Raw genomic sequence first — 24,965 nt, 5'->3', positions numbered from 1 at the left:
TGACGGTTTCCTTAGATATTTGATTGAGAATATCAAGTCCTCTACGTCCTCGATTTCGTTTGAGTAAATCCGAAGAATCCGCGATATGTCGAAGCTCCTCTAAGACAAAACTTGGAATAAGTAAGATTCCCTCAATGAAACCTGTCTTGACAATGTCCGCGATCCTACCATCTATTATCACACTGGTATCGAGAATCTTATAATTCACCAGTTCTCGTGAGCGACCACTTTTTGCTTCTTTTTGTTTTTCTACTTTGTCGGCCTTGTCCCCTCGGTCACGAAACTTTGGAATAAAGTTAAGAAAGCCCAGCACATCTTCTCTCCGCTTCATTCCGATCGTTAAACCCAGATAACCTAAGAAAAGGCTTAAAAGAACTGCTAATAATGGTCCGAAAAATGTAATAGTAACAAAAGAATTGCTGAATAAACTTGCGATAATAAGTCCGATAATCCCTCCGATGGCTCCACTCATAAGGTCGTGTGTAGGGACTCTATTCAACCGTGAATCCATCCAACGCATTAATGCAATAAATGAACGGATACTAACTGGTGCTACCAAAAAACCTAAGACTGCAAATAAAATTGTCATTACTGCGTAAGTCCAGGCAGGAGATAAACTCCATCCAAGGGTTTTTAAAAAATCAAGTCGTAAGAGTACATAGTTAAGATAAAATCCAACCGCCCCTAATAACAGGGTGATGATCCCGCGTATTAAATTGCGAATCATCGTTTCACCTCCTTTTAACTTATTCTGACTAAAAGTCTTTCCAATTATACTTCGGACTTCATTATTTTTCAACCTGAGGGAATTTAATCCTTTTACTTCAATCAATTTAGTCCCAAACGAAGTCCTTAGTGGTCCAAATTAAATCGTTACTCGCCATTACGGCGATGGCTCCCTTCTTGCCATCTACCGTATCTAACAGCCTGAAAGCCTTAAACCAAAGCTGTTGAAAGCCATTGCCTGACTGCCGCTTCCTCAGTCCCCTCAGTTAAAACGAGTTCACTAATTAAGATTTGACAAGCATTTTCGTACATCTTTTTTTCTCCAGTAGAAAGACCCTTTTCGTTATCCCTTTGGGCAAGACTACGAACGACATTAGCAACTTCAAAAATATCTCCGCTTTTGATCTTTTCCAAATTCGCACGATAGCGACGGTTCCACGCTAGGGTTGCGGCTGTATCCTTGGTTTTGAGTACTTCCAACACATCTTTAACCATCATAGGAGAAATAACTTGCCTCAAACCAAGGTTTTCCACATTATTTAAAGGAATGAATAATTTCATATTACCCACTGGTAAATGCATGACATAATATTGGCTTAGTTCACCTAGAACTTCCCGCTCTTCAATCGACTCAATAATCCCGGCACCATGCATCGGATATACTACTTTGTCACCAACCTTAAACATTCAGCCACCCCCTTATCTATCATTATAGCAAGGAACATTGCCCGGGTCAAAATTTTAAAATTATATCACACAGTCTTTAGGCTGTCAATTTACCTTTTTTAGCCATAATTCTGTTGAAAATTGACAACACACCAGCCGTCTCGTTATAATAGAGATGGCAGAAAGGAGTGAGGATAGCACTCATGGAGCAACTCACTGACCAATTCCAAAGCACAGTAAAATCTCTCTTGATCCGCCATCAAAGCATTTTAGATATCTTGTCAAAAGGGCAAGAAACTTCCGCGCGTGTTAACCGAGCCGTTGTCAAATCCGTGACAAGCTGTGGTTGTCATGCAGTAAATGCACGTAAGAAATCCCTACCCACTGATGCAGGCCTCGCTGATTTGAAAGAACTTTTGGACAGTCAGCTCGAAGGAAACGTTTGCGATAGTTGCCGTGACATTATAGAAGCGGAATTAGGCAAGCAACTCTTTTATATAGCTGCTTTGTCTAATGCTTTGGACATCTCACTGACGAATGTCTTTAACCAAGAAAACAAAAAACTGCAAACTTTAACTATTTTCAATTTGACGTAAGTCAAACTCGATTTAAGTAACGGTGGTTTAAGAGTTAAGCTCCTGCATTGCAGGAGCTTTTATATTATTTCACTTTTCTTGTCCACTATGAATTGTGAAATTAGTTATGTAAAACGCTAATGCCATAGACATAAACATTCCTTATACAGGTTTAAACATTTTATGGCTAGCTCCACATAACGGACATCTCCATGTATCTGGCAACTCCTCAAATCGAACGCCCTTTGGTATTTTATTTTTTTTACAACCTTTTTCAGGATTATATATATATCCACAATTTTGCATTTGACATTGCCACATTTTGTTTTCATCACTCATTTCTATACTCACCTCCCTATTTCATTTTACCATTAATTAGTAGGAATTCCAATTAGCATTAATAATAATTTTCCCATTCTTGATCTACCTATAAAAGGAGGACCTGAACAAATTTGTCAATTAAGAAATTTAGTTTGAAAGATAGCCTTTATTCCCCTATTGCTTAAATACTAAAAAGATCAAAGAACAGAAAATATTATATAAAGGTGGAACGATCCGTGGAATTTAAACTAATTAATTTTGATTCTTGGGACGAGGTAATTAATTGTCAGTGGAACGAGCTAGTACTAAACGTGCAGAGCGAATTGGATAATGCGAGACAACTTGTGGAACTCATGGAAAGCCTAAGGGAAGCCTATCAAGCCTCCGTTAATGATATATCTTCTATACCGCTTAGCGTATCGTAATGATGGGTGAGATTCCTTACCTCAAGAGCTGAGTTTAGGTTTTTGCTTAATAATTTGTTGGTTGTAGTTTTTTGGCCCATTACTAATAATTTCTCTGATGGGGTTTTCTCCTGATTAAGCAGAGACGGAAATGTCCAAGCTTTTGGTTGAATAAACTGCGTCGGGGTGACGACCTCGTGGGTCTTCATGGTTTCTTCAAACAACTCCCCTTTACGAAAACATACTAGTCTATCCGCCCAAGGTTCAGCTGCCGTCGGGTTATGCATGGAGCAACTCAGGACAGGGTAACTGAATAACTCCGCACTTGTGTTCCCAAAGTAGAGTAAAAATTTTTTGGCTCAGGTCCGAAATATCTGGTGATCCTAGAATCTTAGCCTGAGGGTTTAGAAAACAATGGGCCAAGAAGACAACCCGCTCTGGCATATATTCACCTCCTTTCCTTCAGATATTTAACATTATAACATTTAACCTATGATGTTGTATAATGTTTACGTTATGTATTGGATATGCCAAAAACAACGAACCAGAACGTCTAAATACCGCCTGGCAGGGCTACATTAACCTATTTGAACGCACACAATCGATAATAGCACTGCAAGATTGCAGTGCTATTTATGTTATAGGCGATATAGCTATTAGAATCAAAGCTTTATTAAGTTGGTATTGCATCATCATGATGCAATACCAACTTAATCTTTGTAGGTTAAATAGATTAGCAACCACTGTCACAACCATCGCCATTAGGGGTCTTTGCTGTACGTATCAAAGCCTCCACCGTTACTTGACTCAATATCAACGATGGTTCCTTTTAAATGAGTCCCCTATCGTTCTACAGGGTGGATTTTTCCTTTAAGTGCTTCATCATCGAGAAATTTATCTGCTAACCAGGCCGCAACTTCCCCGGTGATTTTCACACAGTGCGCTTTTCGTTCAGGAGAGTCAAAGACTAAATCTTTAGTAATCACCCGGCAACAAGTACTCTTGTATAATTTTTTAATATGGTCATGAAGTTCAGCCGCAACTTGAAACATTCCGCTATTCATAGCATTGCCGGGATCCCTACCGTAAACTATCCCTAATGCCATTACTCCACCACTGATAGCTCCACAAACACACCCAGACCTACCGATACCGACTGGGAAACCAGCTGCCAAACGGACAATTGAACGATCGTAGGGCCAGCCAAGAAATTCATTGAGGGTATGAATCACCGCTTCAGAACAGTAAAACTCCCCTCTTTGGAAACACCCTCCCGCCTTTATTCTTACATCGTCAATGATTTTTTCTCTTTCCATAATAATGTTCCTCCCAAATTTCATTGATAAGTATAATGCCATGTCTATTTAAGGAGTTTTAAAGAATAGCACTTGCTAACTCAAGCACGTGCTATTCTTCAGAGGTTATGCCAGTAATGCTGCACCCAAAGCAGCGGTCAATTCGGGTTCCGATGGGATAACAACGTTCCCTTTTAACTCCCGTTCGAGGAAGCGAACCAAGAGGGTATAATGAGCGCCCCCTCCCGTGAAAATTAAACATTCGGGATGCCCGACAGACTCCACAAAATTAGCAAGACGCTTTGCCGTACTTTTAAAAAGACCCGCAATGACTTCAGGTTTGGGGATCCCTTTGGCAAGCATCGTGATTACTTCAGATTCAGCAAACACCGTACACATGGAATTGATGGGCATTGGCTTAGCCTCCGTTGCTAAATCCAGCTCCTCGGAGGTTAGATCTAAGCCCTTAAGGATAACATCTAAAAATCGGCCAGTTCCGGCAGCACACTTGTCATTCATGATAAACTGAATAATTTTTCCTTCTGCGCTTTTCTTTATAACCTTAGCATCTTGTCCTCCTAAATCCAGAATATAAGCATAATCCGGGAAATAGGCATGACATCCTTTGCCCTGACAAGTGATTTCTGTAATCACCCGTCCCTCGGGAAAGTTCACTCGGCCATACCCTGTAACCACGAGCTTTTCAGGTTTTTCACCGTGTTCTTCGACGTAGGCCTTAAGTAAGGTTATGCCTGCTTGGACAGAGTCGAAACGGGAGGGTAGGACCTGGCTGAAAACCCGTTCCCCGTTTTCAAGCACCACCAACTTAGTATTAACCGAGCCGAGATCTAACCCAGCTTGCCTCATGCACGAATCATCTCAATTAAAGCCTCGATCCGAGTTAAGAGTTGCCCTTGATCTTCTTCGGAAAAATCACTTTCCAACCGCAGGAAAGGAATCTTTTTCTTCTCCATTTCTTTGCCCACAAAATAGCTTTCCACGCCATAGGTTTGGCAGAATTGGAGAGTAAAATCAATCACGGCGTCTGCTTTTAAGTTTTCAGCCATGAACGATATATCTTCCATGCGCCCTTGATTCGGAGTAAAGCAAGCACAATTCACCTTTAAAGGGCGCTTAGCAATGTTGGCGAGCATGTCCGATACATTGTCCGCAGGCTCTGTGACATTCTTATAATAGCGTTCTCCTGTGCAGGTTTCTTCTCCGACAACGACCGCTCCAGCTTGTTCGATTAGGGCATGAAGTTTCCACGCCGGTAGAGGTTGAGGAGTTCCCGTCACCAGAATCCTTGGAGCATCAACGGGCGCAACTCCAAATCCTTCTTTGACCCGCACATCAAGTTCGTCACACAGGGCATTGACTTGAGCCGCAAAGCGAACCGGATCGTCAAAGAAAGAGAGTTGATTGATCAACAGGACATCTAAGCCGTGAATAGGAGCTGGATTATGTTTTCTTAAGTTAGCTAACCTTTGAAGCGCTTGCCGTTTGTTGTTAATCTTCTGAATTCCAGAAGTAAGATTCTCGGTGGTTAAGTCTACCTGGGTCTCACGTTCGATGAAGGAAGCAAATTCTCGGACTTCTTCTTCCCATAGACGGGCGTCTTTGGAGTCTTTCTTTTGTGGCAGGTCCATGACATAGGTTGGAATATGTTCATTGAGAATCTCCCACGCCTTCTTCTTCCCGTCACAAGTCGTCTCCCCGATGACCCAATCGGAGACTTGAAAGTATGGACAAATTCGGTCGAGTTTAAAACCCATGGTCGATTTAATCAACGGGCAAAGGTTGCGAGGTAAGACTTTTTCCCCCGAAGAAACGGTATACTGGGCCCCAGCACATAATCCGATGCTGGCACTCCCCGTTGCTACCACAATTTCTTCTGGAACATAGACGCAAAAGGTCGAGAACACCTTAGCACCTGCTTCTTTCATAGCATAGAGTTCGTGCACGCGAATCCCATGAACATCGCCGACTATCATATCAAAATAGCCCATGGCTTTGGGGCGATTAGGTCGATCCAAGAACAGGCTCGTAAAAATTGCTGGTACAGGAGCTAAAAAATCATCGTGTTTCTCTAAATCCATACCTAGCGCTGCCCATAATTCTCTGTTATCCATTCTTTTATCCTCCCAGTTCTCTATAAATTGCTAAATATTCATGACTCTAGTTTAGAAGATCAAGGTTTACCAGGTTTAATCACCAGCAAGTTTCAATAGATTTGAGTTAGATATGTATCACTTTATCGCTTTTATGCATCACGGCAATAATCTCAGGCATCGTTGAAACCTCTCCAACCTCGATTTTATCCTTGATTCCATAATAATCCAGACAGGTCACGCAGGCTAACAGGGTGACACCCGACTCCTCAGCTAAAATCTTCAGAGCATCAACGGCAGAAAATTCCGGCAACAAAAGCTGCACCCCTTTTTCAAGAAAAAGAATATGAGACGGTTTCTCAGCAGCCTCCAAGAGCTTTAAAAAGAAACTGTGCATCAGGCGTTTGCCTAATTCCGGATCTTGCTGGCCAATGGTATCCGAACTGATAAAGTAAGTAAAAGACAACAAGTTTCCCTCCTTATATAATGTTTTACTTATTACATAATATCACTAAATCGATATGTATAAAAGAGCTAAATTGATTGTCAAAAACGTCAAAACGAAAAAAGAAAAGAGTTGCCCTAAAATAATTTCATTTAGGCTACCCTTTTCTTTTTTCGTTCTATAACTTTTTGCTTTTCTCGTTGGCCAAGCTATTAACTTCATTTAATAATTTGTCCAACTCCCAGCTAGATGTAACTACTTCTTCAGAAGTAAGTTCTTTACATGTAGCAAGTTTATTCAGTTGATCGCGTTTCGTTTCAACGGCATTTAGTAAGTCGCGTAAATCGTCCCGCATTAGACCACCTTCCTCAAGTCCCATAGGCTTAATACAAGTAATTAGAGGTATAGGTTAAATCTACCTTTAACGATAAGATACTTGGGGATGAGATATGATATTACTAGGAATGCCAATATTAAATTGAAAGCACTAGCAACTATATATTTTCATCACCTCTAAATTTGGAATTAATTTAGATTTCTTATCAAGATTTTATTACAATTTTACCTAATTAACAAGAGTTTAAAAACAATAAGCAGGGCTAAATCTGGCTAATTATGGTGTATTATCAGGGAATTTGCCATCTAAACGTTCGTGCATTCCGCAACCAAACATCGAGAAGCTCTGTAGCATGAAACTATTGTAAGTTGGTTCATTTCAAATTTCTGTTAATGGTAATCCAGATTCCAGCTTATTCGTATTCTTCATGCCCAAGTGTGAAATTACATCGTACAAGGTGTTAAGCTCAATAATTTCGACATTCTTAAACCTCGATGAGTCTCTGACTGTATTCTTAGCAACATAGACTCGTTTAAACCCCATTCTGTCGATTTCACGAATTCGTGCTTCGATGGAAGGGACTTTTTTCAATTCTCCAGTAAGCCCTACATCTGCCACAAACACAGTATCATTGGGAATCGCTTTGTCTTTCACAGATGAAACAATACACATGATAATAGCTAAGCTGACAGATTGTTCTTTGAGTTGAAGCCCTCCGGTCGTTTTGATAACCACATTTTTATCGTATAGGTTGATCTTTCCTCTTTGTTCCAAGATAGATATTAGGGTATTTAATTGATCTCTTCTTAAGCATTCTGCGATTCTTGATGGATAGGGGGTGAACGACTTCGAGACTAGGCTTTCGACTTCTACAATAATGGGTCTTGTCCCTTCTTTAATCACTGTTAAAGCGCTTCCCGAAATCGTTTGTCCTGCTCCCCTTTGGGTCATAAAGAACTCCGATGGGTTGTCAATCGATAACATCCCTTGTTCAGTCATCGAGAAAAACCCGATTTCACCTGTGCTCCCAAACCGATTTTTGGAACACCAAGCTCCCCTCAATTCTTCCCCATTTTCTCCATTCAGAATTAATACTGCATCGACCAAATGCTCTAACGCACGAAGTCCCGCGATTTCATCATCTTTTGTCATTTGTCCCACCATGATTACGGCTCTGGGACGGCTGTTATTCTTTGCTATTTTTAAGAGTTCGTTAGCACACTCCATCGTTTGGATCGGTGAACCAGGCCGGGAATTATGTTCTTCAAGGGTGAACGTTTGGATGCTGTCAATGATAATCAGATCCGGATCAAGCTCTTCAATGGAAGTCAGAACATGGTTCATACTTGTATCAGAATATATCCATATATTACTCTTGCTTCCAATCAGAATTCGGTCTGACCTACTTTTAATTTGGCTATCACTCTCTTCGGCCGAAGCATATAAAACCTTGTAGCCCTTATTGGCAACATCATCGGCCACTTGTAAAAGCAAGGTTGATTTTCCTGCACCTGGTCTTGCTGTCAAGATAATGATGGAATCTTTAACGATACCTCCGCCTAGAACTCGGTTAAATTCCCTCATACTCGTCACAATTCTATCGCTATTACCGGCTAAGACCTCAGATAACCTCTTCGGAGAAGTCTTCCTCTTACTTGTTGAAGAAGTTGTTTTGGCTTGACTCTCTGATTCTTCAAATGTGTTCCATTCCTCACAGTTTTGACACTTTCCAAGCCATCTTGGACTTTCTGTTCCGCAATTAGAACAGCGATAAATCACCTTGCTCTTCATCATAAACGCCCCATCCCGTAGGGGCAATTCATGAATTGCCCCTACCACTACGAATTATGAATTATCTGTACGGGTGAACTTCATTTTCCCATCTTCAGCATCCACTCGAATCCGGTCTCCGGTTTTGAATTCCCCTTCGAGAATTTTCTCGGAAAGAGTATCTTCAATTAATCGTTGAATGGCTCTACGAAGGGGACGAGCCCCGAAAATCGGATCGTTTCCCTCTTTGGCAATCAGTTCAATAGCACTCTTTTCAACCTGAAGCTCTAGGCCATTTTCGCTTAGACGCTTATTAACTTGACGAATCAGGATTTCAGAGATCTTAACTAACTGTTCTTCTTGGAGAGAATGGAAGACAACCAGTTCGTCAATCCGATTTAGAAACTCTGGGCGGAAAGAGCGTTTTAACTCTTCCATGACATGTCCACGCATATTTTTATAATCTGTTTTTTCATCTTTATTAGCTGCAAAGCCCATAGCTTCTTTTCTAAGGAAGGAAGAACCTACATTGGAGGTCATGATTATCACAGTATTTCGGAAGTCTACAGTTCTTCCTTTCGTGTCTGTTAAACGCCCATCCTCTAGCACTTGGAGTAAAATATTAAAGGCCTCAGGGTGTGCCTTTTCAATTTCATCCAACAAAACGACACTATAGGGTTTTCGTCTTACCGCCTCCGTAAGTTGACCCCCTTCATCATGTCCAATATATCCCGGAGGTGCTCCCACAAGTCGAGAAACTGCATGTTTCTCCATATATTCCGACATATCAATGCGAATCAGAGCCTTTTCATCCCCGAACATTCCCTCCGCCAAAGCTCGACCAAGTTCAGTCTTTCCGACTCCCGTTGGTCCGAGGAAAATAAAGGAACCGATTGGACGCTTTGGATCCTTGAGCCCTGCTCGCGCTCGGCGTACTGCCCGTGCAACAGCAGTGACGGCATCCTCCTGCCCAATGAGTCGTTGATGAAGGACATCCTCCAGATGCAGAAGACGTTCACTTTCTTCTTCTGCAAGCTTTTTGACGGGTATTCCTGTCCAGCTCGCAACAATTTGGGCGATGTCATCCTCTGTAACCATCGCATTTTCTTTATACCGTTGATTTTGCCAAACTTCCCGTTGCTCAGCAAGCTCAGCCCGAAGTTTTTGTTCCCGATCACGGAATTCTGCTGCCTTCTCAAATTCTTGGCTCGAAACAGCTGCTTCCTTTTCTTTTTTTAATCGTTCCGTTTCCTCCTCTAGCCGTTTCAAATCAGGCGGTGCTGTAAAACTAGCTAATCGAACACGTGAAGCGGCTTCATCCATTAAATCAATGGCTTTGTCTGGTAAGAAACGGTCTGAAATATAACGATCAGACATTTTAGCCGCAGCTTCAATGGCCTCATCCGTAATCTTCACTCGGTGGTGGGCTTCGTAACGATCCCTTAAACCACTTAGGATCTGAATTGCTTCCTCGACTGTTGGCTCCCCAACCGTGATGGGTTGGAAACGTCGTTCTAAAGCGGTATCCTTCTCAATATATTTACGGTATTCTTCTAAGGTTGTTGCCCCAATACATTGAAGCTCACCCCTCGCTAGGGCTGGTTTTAGAATATTGGCAGCGTCAATGGCACCTTCCGCTGCTCCAGCACCAATTAAGGTATGCAATTCATCAATAAAGAGAATGATGTTTCCATCCGCTCGAATCTCTTCCATGACTTTCTTTAAACGCTCTTCAAATTCACCACGGTATTTACTTCCTGCAACCATTGCTGAAAGATCTAAAGTGATAACCCGTTTATTCGCCAGTATTTCCGGGACTCTATTACTAACAATCCCCTGTGCCAGCCCTTCTGCTATAGCTGTTTTACCAACTCCAGGCTCCCCTATTAACGCCGGATTATTTTTAGTCCTACGACTGAGGACCTGAATAACTCGATCTATCTCCTTCTCTCGTCCAATCACAGGATCTAGACGTCCTTCACGGGCTTGCAGTGTTAAGTCGCGACCATACTCATTGAGAGCCGGAGTATTGACAGAACCGCCATTTTTAGGAGAAGAAGAAACGGAATTAGCCGGAGAAATCGCTTCTTCCAATTCCCCACCTAAGAGTTTTACGACTTGTTTCCAAACTCGGTCGGGACCCACGTTAAGATTTGCTAAGATCCGGGCTGCAATTCCCTCACCTTCCATGATGAGACCTAATAGTAAATGTTCTGTACCAATATAATTAACCTCTTGGCGGTGTGTCTCCTCATTTGCTAGCTCCAAGACTTTTTTAGCTCGCGGTGTAAGCCCCACTTCTCCATTAAAAGGCTGCCCTACCCCCGCAATTTGTTCAACCTGATCTCGTATTTTCGCAAGATCCAAGCCTAATCCGGTTAATGCCTGTGCAGCAATCCCTTCTCCTTCTTGAATCAGTCCTAATAAAATGTGTTCAGTTCCAACGACCTGATGTCCCATCCGTTTTGCTTCGCTATGGGCTATTGCTATAACCTTTTGGGCACGTTCTGTATAACGTCCTTTCATAATTCCTTCATCCTTTCTTAATCGATGCGCGAGGTTCGAACTTGATTGAAAGCAAAGCTTTCATACATGCCTCGCGCCTTGCGTATCGTGACTCGTGCTTCGTCTATCGAGCATCGTTCTTTGTGCTGTGCTTTGTGATTGGTGATTTGTGATTGGTACCTCGTATCTCGTGTATCGTGCCTCGTGCATCGTGCATCGTGCATCGTGCATCGTGCTTCGTGCATCGTGCATCGTGCTTCGTGCTTCGCTACAAAGCAGTTCGTTCTCGTATCAGTCGAGCACGTTCCTCGTCCCGCTGACTGGGGTCAAGCTCTCGATCCAGGAAGTACTGCAAACATCCCGGACGGGTATCAATAATTAAGGTTGCAAAGCAATCTTTGATTTTGGGTAATAAACCCATATCTGTGCCCAATCGGTCATGCGATAAGAGATGCATTGAATCTTCGGACGAGAGTAGCCGAGCATTTTGCAAGGTTCCTCGAGCCCTCCAGACCTTATCCTCTAGAAGCATAGGCATTTGCTTGCGTAGTAGCTCTCGCGCCTGTAGCTCATGTTCTACTATTTGTCGAGTGACGGCATCAAGATGAGAGAGAATATCCTCTTCACTTTTCCCCAGCGTTATCTGGTTAGAAACTTGAAACATGTGTCCAAAAGCTTGAGAACCTTCTCCGTAAAGTCCCCGCACAGCAAGACCTAAGCGAGTCACTGCACCAAGCACCTGTTGGACCTGCTTGGTTATCACTAAGCCCGGCAAATGAACCATAACCGAAGCCCTGAGTCCCGTGCCTACATTAGTTGGGCATGCAGTGAGATACCCATGGCCTTCCCGGTAAGCAAAATCCAGTTTGGCTTCCAGACGATCATCCAACTCAGTAGCTAAGCGGTAAGTTTCTTGTAACTGATTACCTGGCAATAGAACTTGGATCCTAAGGTGATCCTCTTCATTAACCATCACCGAATATCGATGGTCAGGGGCTAAGGCTACACCACGTGCTCCGGTTGATCCGCCTAGGCTAGGACTGATTAGATGTTTTTCGATAAGCACTTGATGTTCTATGTTGTTCAACTCTGTTAGAGATATATACTCTAATGGCTCAATTCCAGTCGAAAGAACTTGGGAAACAGTTTGCTCAACCTGTGCAGCCCCTTCCGAGCTAATTAGATGTGGGAAAGGAAAATCTTCAAGGTTACGCGCTAATCTCACTCGGCTACTAATAACAACGGGAGAATTTGGCTCGTTCATCCAGGCACTGCGTTGTAAAAGTAACTCCTTACGAGTCATTCGCTTCCCCTCCCTTCACTTGTTCGATCTGATGAATCTGATCCCTTACTACGGCCGCTTCCTCAAACGCTTCTTGTTGAATCAAGGTTTGAAGCGTCTCTTTCAGGGTTCTAAGTTCTAAGCGATTTTTAATAGCAACCCCACTCCTTGCCGGGATTTTCCCAACGTTCTGCCCTCCACCATGCACACGACGAAGTAACGGTTCGAGCTGACTTTCAAAGGTTTCATAACAATTACTGCACCCCAACTTGCCTGCTTGAGTTATTTGCGTAAAGCTAATTCCACATTTCGGACAGGTTTTCTCAGAGGGTTGCTCTATTGACTTTGAATTAAATCCAAAAAGGGCCTGTAGAAACTCTGGTACTATCGCTGGATGAAACACAAAATTTACTTCTTGGTTTTTCTTAGCACACGATTCACAAAGGTACACCTCACGAGTTTGTTCGTTTTCAATAATGGATAAACGCATTACTGCCTCCCGTTGCTGACAGTGTTGACAAAGCATTCTAGTTCCCCCTTTATACCAAATCATCCCTACTCAGGGTTGTCAAAATGTTCTTCATCAGACGTGCTCTTAACATGTCCCAATCTCTAAATTCTCCACTTAAATCATTGCTCGATATTATACTCTTAATTATAGCCGCTTCCCGAGTCGTTATAATTTCCTCATCTAATAGACGGTCTACCAAGGCGCTTGAACGGGCACGTGAAAGCTGCTCACCAATTAATTGTCTTATAACCTGTTGATACTCCCCTTCAATGCCTAACCCCAAACGAACAATCCGCAGATACCCTCCGCCCCCCCGGCGGCTTTCAACCAAGTATCCCCGTTCAACGGTAAAACGCGTATCTAATACATAGTTGATTTGAGATGGTACACAAGCAAACACACCCGCCAGTTCACTACGTTGTAAAATGATATACCCCTCTGACGTTTGTTCTAATACCCGTTTTAGATATTCTTCAATGCGATCGGCTAGGTTTCCCATTGTAATGTACTCCTTAAGACTATAATATTTCTAAAACATCCTCCGCATACTCGTTATTGACCTTCTCTGACCTTCTATCTATATGATACCCAATTTTTTAAGATTTTGCAAAGAGTTTTAAAAAAATAGTTTGAGCTAGAGTAAGTCTTGTAATAGAACTTAACTCTAGCCCAAACTAAATAACACAATCTTTGTTAAACCTAATTTGAAAAAAGGACAAAGTAAAACCAAGAAGATAATGTTAAAACCCCAACACTACCGAGTAACCAAATTACTGGTTTTCCTTCCAACCGTTTTGAATCTAAATTCTGTTCCAGCGATGGATGGATCTCCATTCGATCGGTTTGTTTGGCGACTGGTTCTTTTAGAGGAACCGTTTCACCTAACTTACGTATCCCTGTTTTTGATAAGGCAACGCGGGGTTCTACATCATTCCATTGTAATGAACCCTGCAACAATTGTTGAAGTTCTTTAGGACTCAACCAAACATTATTTTCTTTCATGAGCAGTTTGCCTCCACGTCGCATAAACAACCTTCTACTTTGCTATTCGCGACCTGAAGAAGAATCCCTGCCACGTGTGCAGGGACGTTTGTCCTAAAATAATTGCATAATAGCTATAAATATGCCATAAATCTTGCTCGCACGTCGAACATGTTCATTCTCACGACTTATTACTCTCAATTTTAATTTTCCAAACTGTCTCTTACTTAACAATTAATACGGGACAATCCGCCCGTTGTAACACTCGTTGACTGACACTTCCAAGGACCGATCCCGTAATTGCGCCGTAGCCATGACTTCCCATAACTACCATATCAATATTTTCCTTCTTAATCAGATCCAAAATAACGGTCACAGGATGTCCTGATTCAATGCGTTTATTAATGATAATTTTCCCCTGCTCAATTCCCGAAAGAGTTGCTTCTATAGCTAGTTCTCCGTTTTGATCTAGTTGTTCTTGGGTAACCGTGATTCCATACGATATCGTATATCCCCAATAAGCCTGTGGAGTGTAGCTAACATGAAGAAGTAGCACCTCAGCTTGGTATGAACCAGCTATCTCTAGGGCTATTTTTAAGGCACGGCGAGAATTATCGGAGGCATCCGTTGGAACAAGAATTTTCTTAAACAATTTAATCACCCTTTCCTTTAATCTATGATTGCCCCTAAATATATTATAGAATTACCAATTCCCGAGGGGTTATCGATAAATATCTAGCGCCCATTTCTGATTCAACAACCAATGTATCTTCAATCCCAACGACCCCAACCCCCGGAAAAACAAATTTTGGTTCGATTGCAATCACCATACCGGTTTTTAAGACTTCTTTCGATCCCTTGCTAATTGTCGGAAGTTCATCGAGCTCCAGTCCCACCCCATGTCCGACAAAACGAACCCGGCTTGTTCCGTAACCCATAAAATTGTCCTCGTACGGTGTATTTTCTCGAACCCAGGTTAGAATGTCCTCATAAATTTCACCAGCTATCCTCCCTGGAATTAAGGCCAGACGAATTCTTTCTTCGACCTCCCTTGCGACCTCGTAGGCTTGAATCAGCTCCTTCGATAATGGCCCGAGACTTAAAATTCGAGTTTGGTCAATCTGATAGCCATGGACTGCTGTCACCATATCCACGACGATTGGCTCACCTAACTTAATCTGGCTCATTGATGCACCACTCGGATGGGCAATTGAAATACCCTGTCCGGTAACCGGTCCATCGAAACAGCTATTTACGGTGGCCCTAGCCCCTGAAATAATCTCACCGACATGGAATTCAGAGTCAAAGCCGCGCATCCGTACGTACCCACCGTGCCCGAGTGCCCGTGCTTTGCCGGCTAATAAGCCCTCAAACTCAACCTCCTTTATCCCTTCATAAAGGACTTCTTTTGCATACTCCAAAATCTTAGGATGTATTTGGGCGCTCTCTTCCAGACGAGCTAATTCCCAAGTGGATTTTACTGAACGTTGTAAGCGGACCTCGGTTGAAATATCGACTATGATAACATCCGGAAATAGTTTGCGATAGCGCTCATATTGATTAACTGGCAAAACGTCAAGCTCTAACCCCAGTATTCCCGGTAATGGAAGTTCTGCTTCCTGAATATATTGTGGGATCTTAGACATACCTACCAGCTGTTTGACTTCCCATGAACTTTCTTGTCGAGCTCTAGCAAAGTCCCGATAGGCGAGCACAACGGGCGTTCCTTCTCTAGGAATATAGATGTGAACATTTTGGGCTGTTCCGGTATAATAAAGCGTATCCGCGCGCTGAACCAAAAGCGCCCCTTCAATTCCTCGTTTCTGTAAAATTCCTTGCAAATTAGAGACCCTATCTTGTAGCTCTGTCATAGGTACTTTCATTATTTCTCCCCCACTTTTATACCCTTATTCAAATTCAGAATCCTACTCTATAAATCATTATGTTCAGATTTCCTTAATTTTGCAAGTTTTTTGTGGTTTACTTACGTAAAATTGATACATTTAAAAAAGCAAAAGCTTCCGATGGAGGCTTTACATTTTATGGTCGACAATTTAACCATAATTTTGTAAGATTAGTTGATATTAAAGAATTATGTAGTTCGTCTTTTTCTGCTTATTTGACGTTGATGATTTAAGGGGTTGTGATATCTTAGAAACATTTTATAATGGGACATACTACTACATAGAAAATTAGGGTTCGAAGAAGGGAGAAGTATCTCATGGAACATTTTCAAGTTGGAATTTTGGGGGGCGGACCTGGAGGCTATGTCTGCGCTTTGCGTGCTGCACAGCTAGGAATGAGTGTCGTTTTGATAGAGGGGGAAAAGTTAGGTGGTACTTGTCTTAACCGTGGTTGTATTCCAACTAAGGCCCTAGTTAAAAGTGCTGAATTATGGCGCGAAATGAATAAAGCAGAAGAATTTGGTTTATTTGCAAGAGAGCTTAGCTTTGACTTTACTAAAGTTATGCAACGTAAAGACCATATTGTAGATACGTTAGTTAATGGTGTTTATCAACTTATGAAAGCGGCTAAGGTACGAGTGGTAGCGGGTTGGGGTGAATTTAAAGAGCAAGGAAAGTTAGTGGCGATAACTGATGCAGGAGCCGAAGAATTTACGGTCGATAACGTTATCTTAGCAACCGGGTCTGTTCCTATCCGTATTCCTATTCCAGGGATAAACTTACCAGGGGTAGTTACTAGTGATGAAATTCTTTTTGAAAATGAATTACCGAAAAAACTAGTAATTATCGGTGGGGGAGTTATCGGTCTTGAATTTGCTTCGATCTATCAAACCTTGGGCGTAGAAGTTTCTGTGGTTGAAATGTTGCCTAATCTTTTGGCAAATATTGATGAGGAAATTCCGAAGCGCTTGACTCCTTTGTTAAAGAAAACAGGCATGCAGATTATGACAAAAACAGCTGTGAAGGAAATTAGTCAAACAGGAGATAGCTTAATCGTCAAAGTTGAAGATGCTAAAGGAAATGTTAAAGAAATACCAGCTGACCGAGTGCTAGTTTCCGCTGGCCGCAAACCTAATCTTCGTGGAGTAGATATTGAAGGTTTACACCTGAAAACAGAACGGGGAGCGCTAATTGTTAATACCCACTTAGAAACTAACCTTCCTAACGTCTATGCAATCGGTGATGTCAATGGTGGAATTATGTTAGCCCATGTGGCCTCAACTGAGGGAATTATTGCAGCCGAACGTATTGCAGGTCATAAGGTGGAAATGAGCTATAGGGCTATCTCCAGTGCCATTTTCACACATCCGGAAATCGCTACCGTCGGACAGACTGAGCAGGATCTTAAAGCCTCAGGGGCTGAATATAAAGTTAGTAAGTTTCCTTTTTCAGCTAATGGTAAGGCTTTAGCTTTAGGTGAGACTGTAGGTACCGTTAAACTATTAGCTGATGCAGAAGGTGTAATCTTGGGGGCAAGCATCATGGGACCACAAGCTAGTAGTTTGATTCAAGAGTTAGTCGTGGCTGTCGAAAAGGGACTTAAGGGGGATGAAATAGCGAGTATGGTTCACGCTCATCCCACCTTGCCTGAGACGATTATGGAAGCGGCCCATGGGATTTTAGGTAAACCGCTTCATTTGGCATAAGGTCCTTATTAATTAATATTGAAAAGCGCAGTTCGTTCATCAAACGAACTGCGCTTATATGTAATTGTTAATATGTTTCGGGCAATTCCTCAAAATATCCTTGGGAGTGCGAGCAAGCCGGGCAGCTTTCAGGTGCTTCAGGACCCTCATGGATGTATCCACAATTGGTGCATTTCCATTGAGTCGGCGCATCTTTTTTGAAAATAGTCCCATATTCAATCTCATGAGCAAACTTTTCGAAACGATTCATATGGTGTTTCTCGACTTCGGCAATAGTTTCAAAGGCCTTGGCAATATCGGGAAATCCCTCCTTTTGGGCGATCTTGCCGAATTGCGAATATATGACAGCCCACTCTTCTCTTTCCCCAGCTGCCGATGCCTTTAAATTAGTCAGAGTGTCTTTATAAACTAACGGATAGTCTGCATCGACATGAATGACCTCGGTTTCTCCCTGAGTATGTGTAATTAAAAGCTTATAAAAAATTTGAGCATGTTCCCTTTCGTTAGCGGCTGTTTCCTCGAATACTGCCTGAATATGTTGATACCCTTCTTTCTTGGCAACCCCTCCAAAGAAGGTATAACGATTTCGTGCTTGAGACTCCCCGGCAAAGGCCTTGCTAAGATTCTTAAATGTTTCAGTCTCATAGAATTTCATAGGACACTCTCCTTTTTTGGAATAACATTTTCTCTAAGAACTTAACTACTGTATGCGCAACTCCAACATCCTAATTGAATTTCTTGTAGACTATCATTTAACTTTAAAGGTTTTTTTATACGGATGTCGAATTAGTTATGTTTGCTATAGATATCGATATACAGGGTTAAGGTGGTTTTTGGGTTTGAAGTTAAAACGTTTAGATATACCGCGCTCCGTCTTAGTTTTAATCCTCGGTGGGTTCATCCAATCGGTCGGAAACTCTCTAATGTGGCCTTTAAATAGCCTATTTATGCACGGAGTGTTAGGTCGTACTTTAACGGAAGCAGGCAGTCTTCTCGCTCTTCAAGCTTTAGCGTCGCTACTAGGTCAGTTTATAAGCGGCTTTTTAGCCGATCGTTTCGGTCCTAAGAAAGTCATGATTATGGGCCTCCTGGGTGCTATCTTCTCCGTAGGTTTTATTGGGATCTTTCCCGTCTGGAATGTTTATGCGCCAGCCTTTATACTGTTTGGCTTAGCTCAAGCTTTTATCTTCGTTCCACTTAATGCGCTGATTCATGCCCTTTGGCCTGAAGGCGGGCGACGGGGTTTTAATATGCTTTATATCTCTAATAATGCGGGAGTTGCTATTGGCACAGCAATCGGAGGAATGATTGCTCAGGTTTCTTTTAGTCTTACCTTCTCTATGAATGCCGCCGCCTTCTTTATTTATTTATTATTAGTGTTTATAGGTGTGTCAGAACGAAAGGAACCTATTCAATCAATTTCACAGAAGCAACAACCGAATCGCCTGTCAAAAGACAGCGGGTTCAAGGTCCTTCTTGCCTTAGGTGGTGGAATATTTTTTGCTTGGGGCGCTTATATTCAACTTGTCACGATTCTGCCCGTAGTAATGAACCAACTTGGTTTCTCCCTTTTTTCTTATAGTGTTCTTTGGACACTGAACGGTGTCTTTATCGTCACTTTACAGCCGCTCATCAATTGGGTCATTAAAACTTGGGCAAAGTCTTTCAAACGACAATTTTACCTCGCCTCTGTTCTCTTAACCATCGGGTATATAATTTTATTGGGCAAGCTGCCTTATGTATCCTACATCATAGCCATGCTGATTCTAACCCTAGGTGAAATGCTTATTTTGCCTGCGGTTCCAGCAGCGGCTGCTCAACTCGCCCCGCAAGGAAAAACTGGAACTTACCAAGGGATCATTGGAGGAGCTTCCTCAGGGGGGAGAATGGTGGGTCCCCTATTAGGGGGCATGATGTACGATTATGGTGGGGGATCAAACGTATGGATGCTTGCTATTAGTTTTATGGGAGCTTCTTTAGCAATGTTCTTCATCTACGGCAAATTTATTCAACGCTTTAATAGACTTCAACAAAGCGAACCGCCAGTGGGTGGCTAATAAAGATGCACGTTATTAGTCATAATTGCAGGATTAACCTATCATGAAATCGACCATGCTTATAAAATACTATCGCTCTATCAATGTCATAATATTCAAAATATTAATATACTTTATTAAGGCTAGATATTTTGAATAAAGGAGCGAAGTCTAATGTTAAGAAATGATACTTCCTTTGTTTGTTCATCCTGCGATATTTGCCATTTGGAAAAACCCGCCTCTCTGATGTGTACTTTAATCGTTAAAGAGGTCGATTTATCTTCCACGGAAGAAGTCTGCTGGTGCGTTTGCAAAGATTGTCTGCCAATGATTGAAAAAGTCTCTCGCTTTTACGAAGATGCTATCCAATAAATAGCCTGCGTTTCCTTTCATCCTCCAGCTGAAAGGAAGCGCAGGCGAAACGCCTGAACTATTTCCGTCCATTCTTCCTCATCGGCTCGAAAGGTTACTTTGGTAGCTGGTATTTGTATTGACCCTAAAGTACAAAGCCATTCATCACTCAGTTCTACTTCCCAGTTCGGGCCTATATACAATCCCTTTCCAACCTGTTTTCCACCGATTGAGAGAAAATAGTCTTGCAAGTCTCTGTGAGGCATACCTCTCATTTCAAGAAAATACGTTTTTACGGCCATATTCACCCTTCCTTCTTTTTCAAACCATCCATTAAATGTTTAATGGCCATGATGGGATGGTTCAAAGGCATCCTTGGACCGGCATAGCGCATGACCTCAATAATTTTATGGCGCATTTCCGGTTTATAGCAATGCACTGTACATTTGCCACAGGTTGGTTTACTTTCTCCAAACTTACAATGGGTAAGGCGAGATAAGGCATAATCAGATAATACCTGGCATTCTGGACACAATCCAGCGGCAGATTGGTGGTGCTTTTTGCAATACATCCTGAGCATTATTTGCATAGTCGCTTTTTCACGTTCTAACCTATTTGACATTTTAGTTTAACTCCATTTCGTCCTATGATATAGTTTGACACAATGCATTGTTATTCATTAATCAGGAAATCCTACATAGGAGACTTTAAACGGTACAAGGGGGTAATTATGGCCAAAACCAAGAAAACGAATAACAAGTCACGTAAGCCAGATAACACAGAGAAGATTCCATATCCTTATGACGCTGATAAAATTGGGAAAGACGTATCAAAGGACCGGGTATAAACCCGGTTTTTTCTTTTTAAATTAAATAAACAAATTGAGAAATACCTTGGGGATTTCTGACTCATAACGTACTACTTCACCCGTCGTAGGATGCTTAAAGGCTAGAACCTGAGCATGTAGCCCTAATCGTCCAATAGGATGCTTAGTAGCCCCATACTTCTTATCTCCAATCACACTGTGTCCAATATCTTTCATGTGAACGCGAATTTGATTTTTCCGTCCAGTTTCCAGTTTAACTTCTAAAAGAGAATAATGTTTATTTTTTTTAAGTACCCTATAGTGCGTTATGGCCTTTTGTCCATTATTAGGGGTATGACTAGAGTACATTATAAAGGCCTTACTCTCAGTCAGCCAAGAGGTAATCGTTCCCTGCTCTTTGGTTACTGCCCCTTCAACCACCACAATATATGTGCGTTCTAAAATTGCTTCCTTCCAAGCCTTTTGTAGGGCTTGTTGTATCATCTCACTTTTGGCAAACATCATTACTCCCGATGTTTCCCGATCAAGACGATGCAACACAAAGATCTTATTTTTCGGATCCCTTTTCTTGACATGATCACTTAATATACTGTAGGCTGTTTGCTCCTTTTCCGTAGCGGTTGCAATAGAGAGCAATCCAGCCTGTTTTTCAATGATTATGATATATGGATCCTCAAACACGATATTTAGTCCAGCAGGTTGCTCTTCTATTAACACTTTAGCCCAATTTACTACAACCTGTTGACCGTTTAGGAGAGGATGGTTAAATTGGGTGATAACTTCGTTGTCGACTGAAATTTGACGATGTGCCAAAAGAGATTTAATATCGTTACGGCTTTTATTAGGAAGTTGAACAAGTAAAAACTTCATTAACTCATCTTGTTCAGTCACCTCTAGATAAGTTTGCTTCTCCTTTCCTGGCTTGGTTCTCAACTTATTACTTGGTACATGCATACTGCTTACCCCTATCGTTTTAATATCCGTAGTTTTTTAAACTTTCCTCAATACCTGGGCCCACCTGTCATTATTCCACAGTGACAAGTTAATTACTACTTTAATGTAATAATACAGGTAATAAAGAAGAAAACCAAACATAATCAAACTTATGCTTGGTTCTATGCTTTCAATCTTGATTTCTCTGATGGCAGATCCTCTCTTGAGTTCTTTAACTAGCCAATTATACCAGAGGAGCTTCCATTCCAAATTGACTCCAATCCTCTCTCGCCGGTCCGTAAATGCCAGGGACTTTGAGATTAGCTTGTCTCATCAAAACGGTCATTTGCCCTCGATGATGGATCTGATGATTGATGAGGACATCTAATGTGGTGCCTATAGTCCATGATTCCCCATACATATCCCGTTCCTCCAAAAGAGTCTGATCCGTCCACTGATTTTTAATGGATGTTACTATGGTATCACTGGCCTCTCGATAATGATTGGCAATTTCTTGAGCAGTGTGCGGAACAGGAGTATCCTCTTTGATACTTTCGAATACTAACCCTGTTTTTGACATCATCTCGGGGATTGTTGTTACGATATGCCAAGCGATTCTACCTATAGTACGGTCCTGTTCGGTAATGGTTTGGCTTAGGGAAGAGTCCGTTAAAGCATCGAGAATTCTCTGTGTAAATTCCGCTTCTTTCTCCCAAGTCCCTAAAAATGCAGTTAATGTTAAAAACATATCAAAGCCCCCTAATACTTAATTTATCCGATAGCTAACTGCCACTAATCCCCCCAGGTCCATCCTGTTTATTCCAATATTACCAGTTAGCTTAAATTAGGTCAATCATCCTCTTGTCTTAGTAACTGAGAATTAATTAAAAGGCCCTCTCAAGGTATGATATTAATTCTACCTTGAGAGGGCTTTTATTCATGAACAAATTCCTATTATTTATATTGGTTTGCTAACCTCTTCTTGAGATTATCAGCGATCCAAGCTGGATCAATCGGGTTTCTAGCAATCCCGCTATCGATAGCAGCTTTTGCTGTAGCGGCTGCCACAGCTGGAGCCACTTCGGGGTTTAAAGTGCTCGGCATGATAAAATCAGCATTAAGTTCTTCGGCGGAAACGCAATCAGCGATTGCTTTTGCAGCGGCAATCTTCATGGCATCATTTATATCAGTTGCTCTAACATCAATGGCACCTCGGAACATTCCCGGAAAGGCTAATACGTTGTTAATTTGGTTTTTCACATCAGAACGACCCGTCGAAATAACGGCAGCCCCAGCTTCAATTGCCCTTTCGATGGGCCAGATTTCCGGGATTGGGTTAGCTTGACAGAAACAGATGGGATCTTTTGCCATGGATTTAATCATATCTTCGTTGAGAACGTTTGCAGCTGATACTCCAATGAACACGTCTGCACCCACGAGTGCTCCAGCAAGATCACCGCTGAACTTATCAGGGTTTGTTGCTGCTGCGATTTGTTCTTTCCAAGGGTTCATACCAACTGTACGGCCTTGATAAATAGCGCCCTTAGTATCACACATGATGACGTTTTTAAGCCCCACACTCATCAAAAGCTTAATGATCGCAATTCCAGCGGCGCCTGCTCCATTGGCAACAACTTTAACGTCTTCAATTTTCTTTCCGACGACTCTGAGCGCATTATATAGTCCAGCCAAGGTAACGACTGCAGTTCCATGCTGGTCATCATGGAAAATAGGTCCTTTAAAGATTCCACGAGCTTTGAGTTTTTCCTCGATTTGAAAGCACTCTGGGGCTTTAATATCTTCTAGATTAACTCCACCAAAGGTTGGAGCTGTTAATTCAACGATTTCTACGATTTTATCAACATCTCTGGTATTTAAAGCAAGCGGAAAGGCATCGACATCTCCAAAGGCTTTAAAAAGAAGTGCTTTACCTTCCATTACAGGCATAGAAGCAGCAGCTCCAAGATTTCCAAGTCCAAGAATAGCAGAACCATCGGTAACAATGCTCACAAAATTAGCATGGTTTGTATAAATATCAAGATTGGCAGGATCTTTGGCAATCTCCAAAACGGGTTCGGCGACTCCAGGAGAATAAGCAAGTGTCAAATCATCTCTGTCTTGAGTAGGACATGTCACTCTAACTTCAAGTTTACCTGGTTTCACTGTATGAAACGCCAGAGCTTCTTCACGGAGATTTTTAATACGTGTCATATTCATCTTCCTCCCTTAACTTTTCTTAATTACCTAAGGACATCCTATACTTTATATGTTGATCAAGCAACAAATTGTTTGGTCACCTCCTTTACAAAGCGGTAACCAAACAATTTTTGTACATCTTACTTAGCGTTTTTTGCGTCAATTTCAGCTTGAGCAGCAATGATATCCAGAGCATTCAGGTATACAGGGGTGTCAACCATTTTACCGTTATAAGAAACGGATGCTTTACCCTTAGCAATACCTTCTTCTTCAAACACTTTCACTACTCCGCCAGCCCATTCAACGTCGGCAGGATCAGGGGAATACATACGATTAGAGGGTTCGATTTGTCCCGGGTGAATGATCATACGGCCTTCATAACCCATTTGACGCCCTTCGGCAACGTTTCTTTCAAAAGCTTCAATATTCTTGAAGTCAACGAAAGGAGCATCGATTGCAACAATTCTAGCCGCACGGCAAGCTACTGCCACATGGGCGCGTCCATATTGTTGTTCAACCCCTTCATTGGTTAACTTTACGCGCATGTCACGGCAATAGTCGACTGCGCCGAAAATAGCATTAACGTTTCGCTTACTAGCTAGGCAACACTCCGCAGCATTGATAATCCCTTTAGCAGTTTCAAGCAACATGGAGATTTTAACGGTTCCTACCTCTAAGCCACGACGACGCTCGAGTTCCTCTAGTTTCCAATCGAGACGTTGTACGTCAGCAGCGCAGCCAGTTTTCGCTAAGGTAACTCCACTCAGGCCTTCATAAACAATGGCTTCCAGATCATCATTGGTTAATTCAGTTTCCCAATTATTAATACGGACATAGACTTCTGCACCGCCAGTGCCTGCATATTTGAGGTTTTCGCGTACGATTTGACGAGCAGCTTCTTTTTCAGCGGGTGGAACGGAATCTTCAAGGTCAAGCGTAACAATGTCAGCCGGAAATTCAGGAGCCTTGGCAACCATTTTAGGATTGTTTCCAGGAATATACATTACAGATCTCATAATTGTCATTAGTATTACCCCCTACAATTTTAGTTTTATTTTTTTTTAAGGGTTTAACCCTTGGAATA

Annotated in this window: 28 protein-coding genes and 1 pseudogene; 4 read left to right on the top strand and 25 right to left on the bottom strand. The window is 42.0% G+C overall.

All coding sequences use genetic code 11. The features are described from left to right. A pseudogene (locus UF75_RS08365) lies at positions 1–727 on the bottom strand (PIN domain nuclease); the annotation flags it as partial. Between the two features lie 209 nt (positions 728–936). Continuing rightward, positions 937–1,413, bottom strand: a complete 477-nt coding sequence (locus UF75_RS08360) for a CarD family transcriptional regulator (protein ID WP_045574149.1) — start codon at positions 1,411–1,413, stop codon at positions 937–939. A gap of 182 nt (positions 1,414–1,595) precedes the next feature. Here UF75_RS08360 and UF75_RS08355 point away from each other — a divergent pair, with 182 nt between their 5' ends. Beyond that, positions 1,596–1,988 carry a hypothetical protein gene (locus UF75_RS08355; RefSeq protein ID WP_045574148.1) on the top strand — a complete coding sequence of 131 codons (393 nt, stop codon included), beginning with the start codon at positions 1,596–1,598 and terminating at the stop codon, positions 1,986–1,988. A gap of 141 nt (positions 1,989–2,129) precedes the next feature. On the opposite strand, the gene UF75_RS08350 is transcribed toward UF75_RS08355, so the two are convergent. The 16 genes from UF75_RS08350 to UF75_RS08285 form a co-directional block, all read right to left on the bottom strand. Then, on the bottom strand, positions 2,130–2,306 hold the full coding sequence (locus tag UF75_RS08350; RefSeq protein WP_045574147.1) for a rubredoxin: 177 nt from the start codon (positions 2,304–2,306) through the stop codon (positions 2,130–2,132). Positions 2,307–2,664: 358 nt separating this feature from the next. Further along, positions 2,665–2,979 (bottom strand): hypothetical protein, encoded by a 315-nt coding sequence (locus UF75_RS08345; protein ID WP_045574146.1) that lies wholly within the window; start codon positions 2,977–2,979, stop codon positions 2,665–2,667. Next, on the bottom strand, positions 2,972–3,136 hold the full coding sequence (locus UF75_RS28110) for a hypothetical protein (RefSeq protein WP_156146317.1): 165 nt from the start codon (positions 3,134–3,136) through the stop codon (positions 2,972–2,974). Before UF75_RS28110 ends, UF75_RS08345 begins: the two co-directional genes overlap by 8 nt. Before the next feature lie 398 nt (positions 3,137–3,534). Continuing rightward, a complete protein-coding gene (locus UF75_RS08340; RefSeq protein WP_082075069.1) occupies positions 3,535–4,008 on the bottom strand; it encodes a C-GCAxxG-C-C family protein in 474 nt (157 codons plus the stop codon). A gap of 105 nt (positions 4,009–4,113) precedes the next feature. After that, positions 4,114–4,854 (bottom strand): acyl-CoA dehydratase activase, encoded by a 741-nt coding sequence (locus tag UF75_RS08335; RefSeq protein ID WP_045574144.1) that lies wholly within the window; start codon positions 4,852–4,854, stop codon positions 4,114–4,116. Next, positions 4,851–6,119, bottom strand: coding sequence for a double-cubane-cluster-containing anaerobic reductase (locus UF75_RS08330; RefSeq protein ID WP_045574143.1), 1,269 nt, complete (start codon positions 6,117–6,119; stop codon positions 4,851–4,853). The genes UF75_RS08335 and UF75_RS08330 overlap by 4 nt, the downstream gene beginning before the upstream one ends. 106 nt (positions 6,120–6,225) lie before the next feature. After that, positions 6,226–6,564 carry a DsrE family protein gene (locus tag UF75_RS08325; RefSeq protein WP_045574142.1) on the bottom strand — a complete coding sequence of 113 codons (339 nt, stop codon included), beginning with the start codon at positions 6,562–6,564 and terminating at the stop codon, positions 6,226–6,228. A gap of 157 nt (positions 6,565–6,721) precedes the next feature. Next, positions 6,722–6,898 (bottom strand): aspartyl-phosphate phosphatase Spo0E family protein, encoded by a 177-nt coding sequence (locus UF75_RS26940; protein WP_197079353.1) that lies wholly within the window; start codon positions 6,896–6,898, stop codon positions 6,722–6,724. A gap of 360 nt (positions 6,899–7,258) precedes the next feature. Next, entirely contained in the window at positions 7,259–8,671 is a 1,413-nt protein-coding gene (radA, locus tag UF75_RS08320) for a DNA repair protein RadA (RefSeq protein ID WP_045574141.1), read from the bottom strand. Positions 8,672–8,725: 54 nt separating this feature from the next. Further along, positions 8,726–11,176, bottom strand: a complete 2,451-nt coding sequence (locus UF75_RS08315) for an ATP-dependent Clp protease ATP-binding subunit (RefSeq protein ID WP_045574140.1) — start codon at positions 11,174–11,176, stop codon at positions 8,726–8,728. 247 nt (positions 11,177–11,423) lie between these two features. Beyond that, the gene (locus UF75_RS08310) at positions 11,424–12,458 is read right to left on the bottom strand and encodes a protein arginine kinase (RefSeq protein ID WP_045574139.1); all 1,035 of its coding nucleotides are present in this window, start codon (positions 12,456–12,458) and stop codon (positions 11,424–11,426) included. Next, positions 12,448–12,963, bottom strand: a complete 516-nt coding sequence (locus UF75_RS08305; RefSeq protein ID WP_045574138.1) for a UvrB/UvrC motif-containing protein — start codon at positions 12,961–12,963, stop codon at positions 12,448–12,450. The genes UF75_RS08310 and UF75_RS08305 overlap by 11 nt, the downstream gene beginning before the upstream one ends. A gap of 13 nt (positions 12,964–12,976) precedes the next feature. Continuing rightward, positions 12,977–13,447, bottom strand: a complete 471-nt coding sequence (locus tag UF75_RS08300) for a CtsR family transcriptional regulator (RefSeq protein ID WP_045574137.1) — start codon at positions 13,445–13,447, stop codon at positions 12,977–12,979. A 200-nt stretch (positions 13,448–13,647) separates the two neighbouring features. After that, entirely contained in the window at positions 13,648–13,950 is a 303-nt protein-coding gene (locus UF75_RS08295) for a hypothetical protein (protein ID WP_045574152.1), read from the bottom strand. Between the two features lie 202 nt (positions 13,951–14,152). Next, entirely contained in the window at positions 14,153–14,581 is a 429-nt protein-coding gene (locus UF75_RS08290; RefSeq protein ID WP_045574136.1) for a universal stress protein, read from the bottom strand. Between the two features lie 43 nt (positions 14,582–14,624). Further along, complete coding sequence (locus UF75_RS08285; protein ID WP_045574135.1) at positions 14,625–15,812, bottom strand: Xaa-Pro peptidase family protein; 1,188 nt, start codon at positions 15,810–15,812, stop codon at positions 14,625–14,627. 338 nt (positions 15,813–16,150) lie between these two features. On the opposite strand from UF75_RS08285, the gene lpdA reads away from it, so the two are divergent. After that, positions 16,151–17,539 carry a dihydrolipoyl dehydrogenase gene (gene lpdA / locus UF75_RS08280; RefSeq protein ID WP_045574134.1) on the top strand — a complete coding sequence of 463 codons (1,389 nt, stop codon included), beginning with the start codon at positions 16,151–16,153 and terminating at the stop codon, positions 17,537–17,539. A gap of 67 nt (positions 17,540–17,606) precedes the next feature. On the opposite strand, the gene rbr is transcribed toward lpdA, so the two are convergent. Beyond that, on the bottom strand, positions 17,607–18,194 hold the full coding sequence (rbr, locus tag UF75_RS08275) for a rubrerythrin (RefSeq protein ID WP_045574133.1): 588 nt from the start codon (positions 18,192–18,194) through the stop codon (positions 17,607–17,609). Positions 18,195–18,378: 184 nt separating this feature from the next. Between rbr and UF75_RS08270 the strand changes: the two genes are divergently transcribed. Both UF75_RS08270 and UF75_RS08265 read left to right on the top strand, forming a co-directional pair. Next, the gene (locus UF75_RS08270) at positions 18,379–19,596 is read left to right on the top strand and encodes an MFS transporter (protein WP_045574132.1); all 1,218 of its coding nucleotides are present in this window, start codon (positions 18,379–18,381) and stop codon (positions 19,594–19,596) included. 153 nt (positions 19,597–19,749) lie between these two features. Continuing rightward, a complete protein-coding gene (locus UF75_RS08265; RefSeq protein WP_045574131.1) occupies positions 19,750–19,947 on the top strand; it encodes a hypothetical protein in 198 nt (65 codons plus the stop codon). A 17-nt stretch (positions 19,948–19,964) separates the two neighbouring features. Here UF75_RS08265 and UF75_RS08260 read toward each other — a convergent pair whose 3' ends face one another. The 6 genes from UF75_RS08260 to UF75_RS08230 all read right to left on the bottom strand — a co-directional run bounded on the left by UF75_RS08260 (position 19,965) and on the right by UF75_RS08230 (position 24,906). Beyond that, positions 19,965–20,228 (bottom strand): hypothetical protein, encoded by a 264-nt coding sequence (locus UF75_RS08260; RefSeq protein WP_045574130.1) that lies wholly within the window; start codon positions 20,226–20,228, stop codon positions 19,965–19,967. A 2-nt stretch (positions 20,229–20,230) separates the two neighbouring features. Next, a complete protein-coding gene (locus UF75_RS08255) occupies positions 20,231–20,548 on the bottom strand; it encodes a nitrous oxide-stimulated promoter family protein (RefSeq protein ID WP_045574129.1) in 318 nt (105 codons plus the stop codon). Positions 20,549–20,794: 246 nt separating this feature from the next. After that, positions 20,795–21,706 (bottom strand): RluA family pseudouridine synthase, encoded by a 912-nt coding sequence (locus tag UF75_RS08250; RefSeq protein ID WP_045574128.1) that lies wholly within the window; start codon positions 21,704–21,706, stop codon positions 20,795–20,797. A gap of 223 nt (positions 21,707–21,929) precedes the next feature. Further along, positions 21,930–22,433 carry a DinB family protein gene (locus UF75_RS08240; RefSeq protein WP_045574126.1) on the bottom strand — a complete coding sequence of 168 codons (504 nt, stop codon included), beginning with the start codon at positions 22,431–22,433 and terminating at the stop codon, positions 21,930–21,932. A 206-nt stretch (positions 22,434–22,639) separates the two neighbouring features. Continuing rightward, positions 22,640–23,896, bottom strand: coding sequence for a malic enzyme-like NAD(P)-binding protein (locus UF75_RS08235; protein WP_045574125.1), 1,257 nt, complete (start codon positions 23,894–23,896; stop codon positions 22,640–22,642). Positions 23,897–24,021: 125 nt separating this feature from the next. Continuing rightward, entirely contained in the window at positions 24,022–24,906 is an 885-nt protein-coding gene (locus UF75_RS08230) for a CoA ester lyase (protein ID WP_045574124.1), read from the bottom strand. Positions 24,907–24,965: the final 59 nt, after the last annotated feature.

The sequence above is a fragment of the Desulfosporosinus sp. I2 genome (genome assembly GCF_000960765.1).
Taxonomy (GTDB): Bacteria; Bacillota; Desulfitobacteriia; order Desulfitobacteriales; family Desulfitobacteriaceae; genus Desulfosporosinus.
The sequence above is the reverse complement of the archived record's forward strand: the minus strand, read 5'-3'. Positions and strand labels throughout refer to the sequence as shown.